The following is a 12,392-nucleotide window of genomic DNA, read 5'->3' on the forward strand; positions in this document are numbered from 1 at the left end:
TCGATCCTTTCGGTAGTTCGGTGAGTGGCCTGTCACTTGGCGCGCAGGCGGGCCAGGTCCTCCGGCGAGAGCAGCCCGAAGGCCGTCGCCCGGCGCTGCGGTCCGCCGGTCTCCGTGCGGGAGTCCAGCCAGCCGGCCACGGCCTCGACGGTCTGGTGGGTGAACAGCTCGGTCAGCGGGATGTCCAGGCCCTGTTCCCGGGCCTGTCCGACCACCCGCACGGCGTGCATCGAGTCGCCGCCGAGCTCGAAGAAGTTGTCCGTGACGCCGATCCGCGCCAGCCGCAGCACCCGCTGCCAGAGTTCGGCGAGCTGCCGCTCCACCGGGGTGCGGGGCGCGACGTACGCCTCCGGGGCCGCGCCGCGGTCCGGAGCGGGCAGGGCGCGGCGGTCCAGCTTGCCGTTCGGGCTGAGCGGCAGGGCGTCCAGCGGGACGAAGGCGCTCGGCAGCATGTGCTCGGGCAGCGTGCGGCCCAGTCCGGCCCGCAGGGCGCTCCGGTCGGGTGCCGGTCCGTCGCCCGGCGTGAGGTAGGCGACGATCCGCCGGTCGCCCGGCTCGTCCTCACGGACGATGACCGCGACCTGGCCGACGCCCGGCTGCGCGGCCAGCGCCGCCTCGATCTCGCCGAGTTCGATGCGGAAGCCGCGCACCTTGACCTGGTGGTCGATCCGGCCCAGGTACTCGACGGTGCCGTCCGGCTGCCAGCGGGCCAGGTCGCCGGTGCGGTAGAGCCGGTCGCCGGGCGCGCCGTACGGGTCGGGGACGAAGCGGTCGGCGGTCAGGTCCGGCCGGCCGCCGTAGGCGCGGGCCAGTTGGACGCCGCCGAGGTACAGCTCGCCGGGCACCCCGAGCGGGGCCGGGGCCAGCCAGCGGTCGAGCACGTACACCCGGGTGTTGGCGATCGGCGCACCGATCGGCAGGCTCGGGCGGTCCCAGTCCGGCCGGCTGGACCAGCGGGTCACGTCGACCGAGGCCTCGGTGGGGCCGTACAGGTTCTCCAGCCTCGTCCCGGGCAGGGCCTGGTGGAAGCGCCGGGCCGTCCCGGCGGGCAGCGCCTCGCCGCTGCACGCCACCATCCGCAGCGACCCGCAGCGCTCGGCGGGCGCGGCGGACAGGAAGGTCTCCAGCATCGGCGGCACGAAGTGGCACACCGTCACCCGCTCGTCCTGGATCAGCCGCGCGAGGTGGTCCGGGTCGCGGTGGCCGCCGGGGCGGGCCAGCACCAGCCGGGCGCCGGTGAACAGTGGCCAGAACAGCTCCCACACGGAGACGTCGAAGCTGATCGGGGTCTTCTGGAGCACGGTGTCGTCCGGGCCGAGCCGGTAGGCGTCCTGCATCCACAGCAGCCGGTTGACGATGCCCCGGTGCGGCACCTGGACGCCCTTGGGGCGGCCGGTGGAGCCCGAGGTGTAGATGACGTACGCCAGGTGGTCGGGGCCGGCCGTCGGCTCGGGCGCGTGGTCGGGCAGGTCGGCGGCGGTGTGCGGGCCGACCGCGACGACGGTGCGGCCCGCGGCGGCGATCGCGGGCGCGCCGGAGTCGGTCAGCAGCACCGGCGCCTGCGCGTCGGCGAGCATGAACTCCAGCCGGTCCGCCGGGTATCCGGGGTCCAGCGGCAGGTAGGCGCCGCCGGCCTTGTGCACCGCGAGCAGGGCGACCATGAGCTCGACCGACCGCTCCATCAGCACGCCGACCACCACGTCCGGGCCGACGCCGTGTCCGCGCAGCAGGCGGGCCAGGCGGTTGGCCCGCCGGTGCAGTTCGGCGTAGCTCAGTTCCCGGCCCTCGCAGCGCACCGCGATCCGCCCGGCGGCCGGGCCGGTGCCCGGTCCGGCCTGCTCGGCGAGCAGCGAGGTGAGGGTCCGCTCCAGCGGCCAGTGGGCGTCGGTGGCGTTCCACTCGTGCAGCACCCGGTGGCGCTCGGCGGGCGGGAGCAGGTCGGCGGTGGCCGTGCACGCGGCGGGGTCGGCGGCCATGGCGGCCAGCGCCGCGGTGAAGCGGCCGGCCAGCCGCTCGACGGTGGCGGCGTCGAACAGGTCGGTGTCGTAGTCGAGCCAGCCGAGGATCTCGCCGCCGGTGTCCAGCATCCGCAGGTTCAGGTCGAACTGGGCGTTCGCCTCGGAGACCTCCACCAGCTCGCTGGTCACGCCCGGGGCCTCGAACGAGCCGAGCCGCACGTTCTGCAGCGCGAACAGCGCCTGCACGAGCGGGCTGCGGGCGAGGTCGCGCTCCGGTGCCAGCTCGCCGACCAGCCGGCCGAAGGGCACGCCCTGGTGGGCGAACGCCGCCAGGGCGTCCTCGGTGACCCGGCCCAGCAGTTCGCCGAAGGACGGCGCGCCGCGCAGGTCGAGCCGGACCGGGACGGTGTTCAGGAAGCAGCCGACCAGGTCCTCGAACTCGGCGCGCTCCCGGTTGGCGACCGGGGTGCCGACCAACAGCCGTTCCTGCCCGCTGTGGCGGGACAGCACCACGGCGAAGGCGGTCAGCAGGGTCAGGTACAGGGTGCTGCCGGACTCCCGGGCGAGCCGGCGCAGCCGGTCGGCGGTGTCCGGGTCGACGGCCAGCCGGTGGCGCGCGCCGCGGTGCGCCTGGACGGCGGGCCGGGGGCGGTCGGTGGGCAGCTCCAGCACGGTCGGGACGTCCGCCAGGTGGTCCGTCCACCAGTCCAAGAGCTCCGTCAGCGGCTCTCCGGCCAGCTCGGCGCGCTGCCAGCGGGCCACGTCGGCGAACTGCAGCCCGTCGCCGAACCCGGCCTCCCGGCCCTCGCACGCGGCCCGGTAGGCCTGCGACAGGCCGTCGAGGAGGACGCCGAACGACCAGCCGTCGAAGGCGATGTGATGGATCGTCAGCACCAGCAGGTGCTCGTCCTCGGCGGTGTGCAGCACCAGGGCCCGCAGCAGCGGACCGGCGGCCAGGTCGAACGGGCGCTTGGTCTCCCGCATCGCCTCCGCGAGGGCCGCCCCGGGGGCGGGCTCCAGGTACCGGACGGTCACCGAGGCGTCGGCCACCGCCTGCTGGACGGGCTCCCCGTCGACGACGGCGACCCGCATCCGCAGCACCGCGTGCCGGCGCAGCACGGCGTCCACCGCCGACTGGAGCGCGGTCCGGTCCAGCGGGCCGCGCACCCGCAGCACCAGCGGCATGTTGTAGGCGGCATCGCCGGGGCGCAGCTGGTCCTCCAGCCACAGCCGCTCCTGGGTCCACGACAGCGGCGCAGGCTCGGACTCCCCGCTCCTGGGGACCGGCCGCTCGGGCCCCGCCCCGGTGTGCCGCCCGACCAGCCGGGCCAGCCCGGCGACCGTCGGGTGGGCGAAGAGCTCGCGCAGCGACAGTCGCACGCCGAACCGCTGCCGCAGGCGCACCAGCACCCGGCTCAGGAGCAGCGAGTGCCCGCCGAGCGCGAAGAAGTCGTCCCGGCTGCCGATCCGCTCCCGGCCCAGGACCTCCCGCCACACTTCGGCGATCCGCTCCTCCCGTTCGCCCGCCGGGGCCACATACGCGGCGACCGCCGCCTCCTCGCGGCCGAGGGCGCGCAGCGCCGCCCGGTCGGCCTTGCGGTTCGCGGTGAGCGGGAGCTCGTCGAGCACCACCCAGCCGGACGGCACCTTGTACTCGGGCAGCCGGGCGGCGAGCGCCGCGCGCAGCCGTCCCAGGTCCGGGCGGGTGCCGCCGGTCGCGAGGTAGGCGGTCAGCCGGTGGCCGCCGCGCTGCTCGGGCGTGGCCAGCACCACGGCCCCGCGCACGCCGTCCTGCCCGGCGAGGGCCGCCTCGATCTCGGCCGGCTCGACCCGGAAGCCGCGCACCTTGACCTGGTGGTCGGCCCGGCCGAGGTGGTCGACCAGCCCGTCCGGGCGCAGCCGGCCGAGGTCGCCGGTGCGGTAGACCGGGTCGGGCCGGTGCCCGCTCAGCGGGTTGTCGCCGTAGCCGTCCGTGGTCAGCGGGTCGGCGTAGCGCGCCAGGTGCGGGGTGCGCACGACCAGCTCGCCCACCTCGCCGAGGCCGGCCGGGCGGTCGCCGGCCAGCACCAGCAGCTGCACCTCGTCGATCCCGGGACCGAGCGGGATCCGGCCCTCCCCCTCCGGGGCGGCCTGTCCGGCCCGCCGGGCCACGTGGACCGACACGGCCTGCGGGGTCTCGGTCGCCCCGTACAGGTTGAGCAGGTCCGCGGCGGGGGCGAGGGCCGCCCACTCCCGGACGGTGCGCCGGGTCAGCGCGTCGCCGCCGAAGCCGACCAGCCGCAGCGCGGGCCAGCCCGGTCCGGCCGCGGCGGCCAGCGCATCGGCCAGTGCGGGGGTCAGGTGGGCGACGGTGATCCGCTCGCGGTGCAGCTCCTCGGCCAGGGCCGGGACGTCCCGCAGGTCCGCCGCCGGGAACACGGCGGTCGCGCCGGCCCACAGCGGCGCCAGCACGTCGCGCAGGAACGGGTCGTGGCCGAGCCCGGAGAGCACCGAGAAGCGGTCGCCCGGGGTGATCGCGTACGCGTCGGCGTACCAGTGCAGGAAGTGGGCCAGCGGGCCGTGGCCGCCGACGATCCGGCGGGGGCGGCCGGTGGTACCGGAGGTGAAGGCGACGTAGGCGGGGTCGTCCGCGGTGGCGGCGCGGCGGGCGGCGGGCGGCGCGTCGGGGTCGTCCGCCACGGCGAGCACGGGAACGGCGCGGGCCTGGTCGGGCAGCTCGCCCGGGCCGGTGGCCAGCCAGGCCTTTGGCTGCAACTCCTCGGCCCGCAGGGCGAGTTCGGCTGCCGGGTAGTCGGCGTCCAGGACCGCGAAGGCGGCTCCGGCCCGCCAGACCGCGAGCAGCGCCACCGCGGTGGCCGGGTCGCGCGTGGCGTGCACGGCCACCACGTCGCCGGCGCCGACGCCGACTCCGGCCAGCCGCCCGGCCAGGCGCTCGACCCGGTCGGCCAGCTCCCGGTAGGTCAGCGCGCCGGAGGGTCCGGCCAGGGCCGTCCGCTCCGGGCTCCGTTCGGCGTGCCCGGCCAGCCGCTCCAGCAGCGGACCGGGGTGGGTCGCCGTCAGCTCAGCCGTCGCGTCGGGGGCGAGGGCCGCGGCCCGGCCGGTGGCGAGCGCGAGCTCCCCGGTGCGGCGGGCCGGGTCGGCCGTGGCCTGCCGCAGCACCAGCGCGATCTGCTCCAGCAGGTCGGCGATCCGCTCGGCCCGGTACAGCCCGGCGTCGTACACCGCCTCCAGGGCCAGCCGCCCGCCCTCGGTGGAGACGTACAGCGTCAGGTCGAACTTGTTGTCGATCTCCGGGAAGGGCAGCTGCTCGACCGCGCACCCGGCCAGGGCGAGCGGGGCGGCCGGCGGGAGGACGTTGAAGAACACCTGGATCAGTTGGGTGCGGCCGAGGTCACGCTCGGGGGCCAGTTCGCCCACCAGCCGCTGGAACGGCACCCGCTGGTGGGCCAGGGCCTCCAGCGCACTGGCGCGGACCCGGCCGAGCAGGTCACCGAACGACGGGCCGCCGGACAGGTCCAGCCGCACCGGCAGGGTGGTCAGGTAGCAGCCCAGCGCGTTGTGGTCGCCGGCCCGGCGGGTGGAGACCGGGGAGCCGACCAGCAGCCGCTCCTGGCCGCTCTGGCGGGCCAGTACCACGCCGAAGGCCGACAGCACCGTCATGTAGAGGGTGGCGCCGTGGGCCCGGCCCAGCTCGCGCACTCCGTCGCTCAGCCCGGCGTCGAGCAGCAGCCGCGCCTGGGCCCCGCTGCGGCCGCGGACGGCGGGCCGCGGCAGGTCCGCGGGCAGCTCCAGCACCCTCGGCGTCTCCGCCAGGTACGCGCGCCACCACTCCAGCAGCCCGTCCACGGTCTCCGGGGTCAGCTGCTCGCGCTCGGCGCGGACGGCGTCGCCGAACCGGCGGCGCAACGGCGGCAGCGCCGGCGCCTCCCCCGCCCGCGCGGCGCCGTACGCCGCCGACAGCTCCTCGAAGAACGGCCCGAACGACCAGCCGTCGAAGACCAGGTGGTGGAAGGTCAGGACGAGCAGGTGCTCCTGCTCGCCGGTCCGCACCGCGAGCGCCCGCAGCAGCGGACCGGCGACCAGGTCGAACGGGCGCTCGGCCTCCCGCTGGGCGAGCCGCAGCCCGGCCGCGGCCGGATCGGGCAGCGCGCGCACGTCCTCGGTGGCGACCGGGACCGGCGCTTCGGGCAGCACCCGCTGGACGGGCGTGCCGTCCGGCTCGGCGAACACCGTCCGCAGCGCCGTGTGCCGGGCCACCACGGCGTCCACGGCGTGCTGCAGCGCGGCCACGTCGAGCGGGCCGGACACCCGCGAGATCACCGGCATGTGATAGGCGGAGCCGCCGGGCCGCAGCTGCTCCTCGAACCAGATCCGCTCCTGGGTGAACGAGAGCGGCAGCGGTCCGGCGGCCTCGGCGGGAGCCGGAGGGAGGAAGGTGTCGGTCATGGGAGGTCCTTGGTGAGGTCCTTGGCGAGCAGCAGGGTCAGCTCGGATTCGAGGAGGTCGGTCAGCAGGCCGAGGACGGCGGGCGGCAGCAGGCCGGCCGGGGCCTGGAGGCTGCCGACGAGGTCGTCGCCGTCCTCCCACAGCTCGCAGACCAGTTCGCCCTGCGCGCCCAGCGGAGGGGCGGGTCGCGGCCGGAGGGTCGAACCCCCGAGCCGTACGGTCGGGTTGACCCGCTGGAACACCAGCATGGTCTGGAACAGCGGACTGCGGCCGCCGGGCGGGCGGGGCACCAGCGCGGCGATCTCGTCGGTGGGCAGCGCGGCGTGCTCGAACACCTCCAGCAGCCGTTCGCCGATCAGCCCGGTCAGTTCGGGCCCGGAGGCGCCCGGCGTCCCGGCGATCCGGACCGGCAGACTGTTGGCCAGGAAGCCGATGGTGCGCTCGTGGGCGGCGGCGCGGTCGGCCACCACGACGCCGACGGCGAAGTCGAGCCGGCCGCTCCAGCCGGACAGCGCCCGCCACCAGGCGGCCAGCGGCACCGCCAGGGCCGGACGGCGCAGCCGGGCCGCCGCCGCGCGCAGCAGGGCGGCCGAACCGGGCGGCAGCACGACCGGGCGCTCGACCACCGGAGCGGTCCACAGCCCCTTCATGGTCACCGGCCTGGCCCCCGGCAGGTCCAGCGGTTCCAGGCCCGCCAGCTCGGCCCGCCAGAAGGCCCGGTGCCGCTCGGCGTCGCCGACCGGGCCGGTCGGCGCGGCCGGGGCGGGCCGCGGCCGGACGCCGGACCAGGCCGCCGCCAGGTCGGCAAGCAGCACCTGCTCCGAGTGCCCGTCGTAGACCGTGTGGTGCACCGCCAGCACCAGCGTGTGCCGCTCGGCGCCGTGCGACAGCAGACCCGCGGCGAGCAGCGGGCCGTTCACCAGGTCGTGCACCCGGGCCGCCAGTTCGGCGGTCAGGGCCGGCAGGGCGGCGGTCTCGTCGCCCGAGCGCCGCAGCAGCGGCGGCAGGGCGGGTTCGGCGGCCACCGCGCGGTGCGGGCGGCCGCGCAGCTGCGGGAAGGTGGTGCGCAGCGCCGGGTGGGCGGCGGCCACGGCGGCCAGCGCCCGTTCCAGCCGGTCGCCGTCGACCGGCCCGGTGATCTCGATCCGGCTCACCGCGACGTGCCCGGGTGCGCCCGGCGCCAGCCGTTCGGCGATCCAGAAGCGGCGCTCCCCGGCGGAGAGTTCGGTCGGCCCGCCGTCGCCGGCCGGTCCGGTGGGCCCGACGGGTCCGGGTGGACGGCGGCGGGCTTCCCGCTCCAGGGCGTCCACCGTGCCGTGCCGGTAGACGTCGCCCGCCGAGAGCTCGGTGTCCAGCAGGCGGGACAGCCGGGCGGCGATCCTCAGCACCTGGAGCGAGTTGACGCCGTCGGCCAGGAGGTCGTCGTCCCCGGCGAGTGCGGGGTCGCCGAGGATCCGTCGCACCTCGCTCAGCGCGGGTGATCCGTCCGCCGCCGGTGCCGGTGCCGCCTCGGGCGGTTCTCCGACGAGCAGCCGCTCCAGGGCCCGCAGGTCGGCCTTGCCGGTCGGGCCCAGCGGCACCGACGCCAGTCGGACGAACCGGTCGGGCCGCAGGTGCGCCGCCAGCACGGCCGCGCTCGCGCCGCGCACCCGCTCGTCGGTGAGCGTCCGGCCCGGCTCGACGGTGTAGCCGCAGACGGTGCTCGTGACCGTCCCCTCCGCCGTCCGGACGGGGACCAGGAAGCACTCCTGCACCCCGGCCACCGCGGCGACCGCGCGCTCTACCTCGCCCGGCTCGATCCGGTACCCGCGCAGCTTGAACTGGCGATCGGCGCGCCCGACGTAGGACAGCCGGCCGTCCGGTGCCATCCGCACCAGGTCCCCGGTCCGGTACACCCGCTCCGGTCCCCGGCCGGGGACGTCGAGGACGCCGAACCGACGGGCCTCCTCCTCCGGACGGTCGAGGTAGCCCAGCGCCAGCCCGTCGCCGCCGACCCACAGTTCACCGACCCGGCCGCGCGGCAGCGGCGCGCCGTCGTCCCCCACCACGGCCAGCAGGGTGTTGCGCACCGCGCGGCCGACCGGAACGCCGTCCGGCTCGGCCAGTTCGGCCGCGGTGACGTCCTGGGCGGTGACGAAGACCATCGACTCCACCGGGCCGTACCCGTTGGTCAGCCGGGCCCGCGGGCAGGCGGCCAGGAACGCGGCCAGGTGCGGCGGCGACACGCGCTCGCCGCCGGTCATCAGGTGCCGGACGCCAGCGAACGCCCCGGGCTCCTCGTCCAGGATCAGGTTGGCCAGCGAGCTGGTCAGCCAGAGCGTGTTGACGCCGTCCTCGCGCACCAGCCGGCGCAGCTCGGCCGGGGTGAGCAGGCCGTCCCTGGCCTCGACCGCGCAACCGCCGTTGAGCAGCGGCCCGAACGTCTCCAGCGCGCCCGCGTCCCAGTACGGAGCGGCCAGCAGCGGCATCACGGTGTCCGGGCCGAAGTCGGCGTAGCCGCCGTCGACGAAGGTGCGGATCATCGCGCGGTGCGGGATCACCACGCCCTTGGGGCGGCCGGTGGAACCCGAGGTGAAGAAGACGCACGCGGGGTCCTCCGCGCCGACCCGGGGCGCCGCGAAGTCCCGCCGTGTGCACGGCGGTTCGCCGTCCGACAGCTTCACGACCGGCAGCGCGAGGGTGCTTCCCTCCCCGGTGGCGTCGAGCACGAAGCGGGCACCCAGGTCCTCGGCCACGTCCGCGAGCCGTCCGGCGGGCCACCGGGGATCGACGGCGGCGAACGCCGCGCCCGCCAGCAGCACGCCGAGCGCCGCGACCGCGAAGGCCTCCCCCGGCCGGGCCGACACCGGCACGAACTCACCGGGCCGCAGGCCGAGTTCGACCAGGCGGGAGGCAACCTCCCGGGCCCGGCCGACCAGGCCCCGGTAGGTGGTGGTCCGGCCGCCGGCCCGCAGCGCGGGGGCGTCCGGCGTCCGGTCCGCCCAGGCCAGCACCGCGCCGTGCGCGGTGCCGTGCGGCGGGACGGCCGCGGCCGGACCGAACGTCAGCGACGGTTCCACGACCGGTCAGCTCTCCGCGCGGGCGGCGTTCACCGCGTCGGCCAGCGAGTCCGGAGTGGAGTCCAGCACGGCGAGGAAGTCCAGCTCGACGCCCCACTCCTCCTCGATCCGGGCGATCAGCGTCACGGCGTGGAAGGAGTCGCCGCCGTGGCCGATGAACGACCCGTCGCCCGGGACGTCGACCCCGAGCGCCTCCGCCACCATCGCCCGAACCGCAGCCGCGTCGACACGGTCGGCCGAAATGTTCGGCTGGGACATCTGAACCTGCCTCCAGAAAATTCCGATTACCACTTGTGGACATGACAGCAAGCCCTTTCCCGGGAATTGGGGAACGGTTATTGCTGCGAAATATTGGAGTGATGCGAGTCAATTTCGGGCGGCGCCCCGGGAGAGGGGGGACGAAACCCGCGTAGAGCCCGCTGGACGGGGCCCGTCCGTATCCGTCGGATCAGGCCGCACGGGCCTATCCCCAGCCGGTGTCGCCGTTGCCACCAGCCTGCGCTACAACGGAAGTCGACGGCTCCCGGCCCGGCAGATGACCGGTCCCGGCGGCCGCCGCGAGGGTCGCGACGAGGGCTGCCGCGACCACGGCCGCGCCGGTCCGGAGGATTCCGCGGATTTTCTTGGAGAACTGCACGATGTGCCCCCGTGGGATGGATGCCTGCGCCGCCGGGGATCGCCCGTCGAACGCCGTTGACATCAGCATCGGGAATTCGGAGCTTGGCAGTCCAGTCACCGAGCCCGCATGATGATGCTTTACATCAAGCTGCACGTGGGAGAAAGAGTGGACAAGGTGTCAAAAACGGACATCGTGACCAGGTTCCAGGCGCTGCAGGCCGAGGAGATCCAGGTCTACGGGTGGGCGGTGGACCGGGGCGTGCTGCGGATCCCGGACGCGGCGGTGGGGCTCGGACTGCCCCAGGAACGCGTCGCCCGGGCGGTCGAGTCGCTGGCGGCCGTCCCCCTGGTCCGGCCGCTCGATCCGCTCGATCCCGCCGGGCCGCTCCGACCACCGGGCGGGCCGGCGGACGGACCCGAGGACGGATCGGAGGACAGACCGGACGGCAGACCGGCGGACAGACCGGCGATGGAGCGAGCCTGGAAGGCCGTCGACCCGCAGCAGGCCAGCGCGGAGGTGGCCGCGGCCGAGTCCCGCTTCCGCCGCGGGCTGTCCGGCGTCCTCTCCGTCTGGGACGTGGTGGACTCGGTGAACGCCATGTACGACGCGGGCGTCGACGACGTCGACCGGGGCGCTCCGCTGCAGCCCGTCGAGGCGCTCGGCGAGGTGATCGCGATGCTCGACGAGGCCGGCGCCACCTGCGAGTCCGAGGTGATGACCGCCCAGCCGGGCGGCGGCCGCCCGCCCGGAGAGCTGGAGCGCTCGATCGCCCGCGACCTCGCCATGATCGGGCGCGGCGTCCGCATGCGCACCCTCTACCAGCACCCCGCGCGCCACAACGCCCCCACCCAGGCCTACGTCGAACGGGTCACGGCGGCGGGCGCCCAGGTCCGCACCCTGCCCGAGCTCCTGGGGCGGATGATCGCCTTCGACCGCCGGGTGGCCTTCATCTCCCACCACCGGACCAGCGGCGGCGCGGTGGTCATCCGGGACCCCTCCACCGTCGGCTTCCTGTGCGACGCCTTCGACCGCAACTGGCAGATGGCGACCCCGTACCATCCGGCCCCGCTGGACGGCGGCCTGCGGGACGACCTCAAGGGCACCATCCTCGGCATGCTCAGCGAGGGCCTGCGGGACGAGACGATCGCCCGGCGGCTCGGCGTCTCGCTGCGCACCTGCCGCAAGTACATCGCGGACATCTTCGCGCAGTTGGGCGCCGAGAGCCGCTTCCAGGCGGGCTACCTCACCGGCGCCCAGCGCCGGCTCGGCACCGGGCCGGACGAGTCCCCCGGCGTCTTCTGAACCGGCTCGGCCGCGCTACCGCAGCGCCTCGCTCATCCTGGCTCATCCAGGTCAATCAACTGTTCGGCCCCGTAGGGGACCACGCGCGCCGTCCACCGCTCGCGCCGCATTGCGGGGGCACGTCGCCCGGCTGATCACTCTCCGCGCCGACGGCCTCCGGCCGGCCACCCGCACCCCCGGCCACGTCCGGCTCGCTGCGCCGGACCGGGTCGACGCCCATCGGCTCACACAGTTCCTCAACGAGGCCAGCCGGCCCCGGGAGCGGGCGCTCGAACCGGCCACCGGGCAGGGGCGGACGACCAAGCAGGTGGACCGGTCAGGGCCGCCGTCAGGCCTGCTTCAGGCGCCCCAGGAGGTCGTGGTCCGTGCGCCCGCCGATCCGGTCGCGGTGGTCGCGGTGGTCGGGCGCGACGGGGCCGCGGGCCGGAGGAAGTCCGAGCCGGCCGTCGAGGTGGTCGTGCGGGCGCCCGTGCCCGGCGTGGTGGCGGCCGGTCCGCCCGCCGTGGTGGGCCGTGCGGCGCCCGCCGGGGCGGCCGTCGGGTCGGCGGTCGCGGTACGACGCGCGGCGGGCAGGCCGGGCGTGGCGGCCGGAGTGCGCCCGCCCGGTTCGATCCGCTCGATCCGCAGCACGAGGTTGCGGTCCTGGCGGTCGCCGGCCCGGTCGCGGTTGCGGCTGTGCACCTGCTGCGTCTGCACGCCCCGGACCTCCTGCCAACGGCCCTGGACCGCGCGGATGTTGGGACTCCACTCGCCCTCGTGGCAGTGCTCCAGGTCCAGCTGCCAGCTCGCGGCGTCGACCACGTGGACGGCGCCGACCGCCGCCGGGACCAGGACCGGCGCGGCGCCCCGCACGGTCACCACCGCCCGCTGCTGCCACGGGCCCTCCACCGCCGTCACCGTGATCCGGCTCGGCCCCTGGTACCAGGCCATGGTCGTCCTCCCGCGTCCGTCCTCGCGCCGGTCGCCGACCGGCCTCAGCAGATACCACGGGCGGCGGGCCCTCCAGGG

6 protein-coding genes are annotated in these 12,392 nt (G+C 76.1%); 1 reads left to right on the forward strand and 5 read right to left on the reverse strand.

From position 1 onward, the window contains the following. Window positions 1-32: 32 nt before the first annotated feature. The 4 genes from ACFVU9_RS27720 to ACFVU9_RS27735 all read right to left on the reverse strand — a co-directional run bounded on the left by ACFVU9_RS27720 (window position 33) and on the right by ACFVU9_RS27735 (window position 10,235). On the reverse strand, window positions 33-6,404 hold the full coding sequence (locus ACFVU9_RS27720; protein ID WP_387597878.1) for an amino acid adenylation domain-containing protein: 6,372 nt from the start codon (window positions 6,402-6,404) through the stop codon (window positions 33-35). After that, window positions 6,401-9,463, reverse strand: a complete 3,063-nt coding sequence (locus ACFVU9_RS27725) for an amino acid adenylation domain-containing protein (protein WP_387597879.1) — start codon at window positions 9,461-9,463, stop codon at window positions 6,401-6,403. Before ACFVU9_RS27725 ends, ACFVU9_RS27720 begins: the two co-directional genes overlap by 4 nt. A gap of 6 nt (window positions 9,464-9,469) precedes the next feature. After that, window positions 9,470-9,721 (reverse strand): acyl carrier protein, encoded by a 252-nt coding sequence (locus ACFVU9_RS27730; RefSeq protein WP_387597882.1) that lies wholly within the window; start codon window positions 9,719-9,721, stop codon window positions 9,470-9,472. 205 nt (window positions 9,722-9,926) lie between these two features. Continuing rightward, complete coding sequence (locus ACFVU9_RS27735) at window positions 9,927-10,235, reverse strand: hypothetical protein (RefSeq protein ID WP_387597885.1); 309 nt, start codon at window positions 10,233-10,235, stop codon at window positions 9,927-9,929. Between the two features lie 39 nt (window positions 10,236-10,274). Between ACFVU9_RS27735 and ACFVU9_RS27740 the strand changes: the two genes are divergently transcribed. Beyond that, window positions 10,275-11,384: a LuxR C-terminal-related transcriptional regulator gene (locus tag ACFVU9_RS27740; RefSeq protein WP_380495682.1), complete on the forward strand. Its 1,110-nt coding sequence runs from the start codon at window positions 10,275-10,277 to the stop codon at window positions 11,382-11,384. Between the two features lie 339 nt (window positions 11,385-11,723). On the opposite strand, the gene ACFVU9_RS27745 is transcribed toward ACFVU9_RS27740, so the two are convergent. Then, a complete protein-coding gene (locus tag ACFVU9_RS27745) occupies window positions 11,724-12,314 on the reverse strand; it encodes a hypothetical protein (protein ID WP_387597887.1) in 591 nt (196 codons plus the stop codon). Between the last annotated feature and the right edge of the window lie 78 nt (window positions 12,315-12,392).

Origin of the sequence: Kitasatospora sp. NPDC057936 (assembly GCF_042887525.1) — a bacterium.
In the GTDB taxonomy this organism is placed as follows: domain Bacteria; phylum Actinomycetota; class Actinomycetes; order Streptomycetales; family Streptomycetaceae; genus Kitasatospora.

Coding starts and splice junctions, on each gene's coding strand:
- ACFVU9_RS27720 (WP_387597878.1), bottom strand. CDS start 6,404: ATGACCGACACCTTCCTCCCTCCGGCTCCCGCCGAGGCCGCCGGACCG.
- ACFVU9_RS27730 (WP_387597882.1), bottom strand. CDS start 9,721: ATGTCCCAGCCGAACATTTCGGCCGACCGTGTCGACGCGGCTGCGGTT.
- ACFVU9_RS27745 (WP_387597887.1), bottom strand. CDS start 12,314: ATGGCCTGGTACCAGGGGCCGAGCCGGATCACGGTGACGGCGGTGGAG.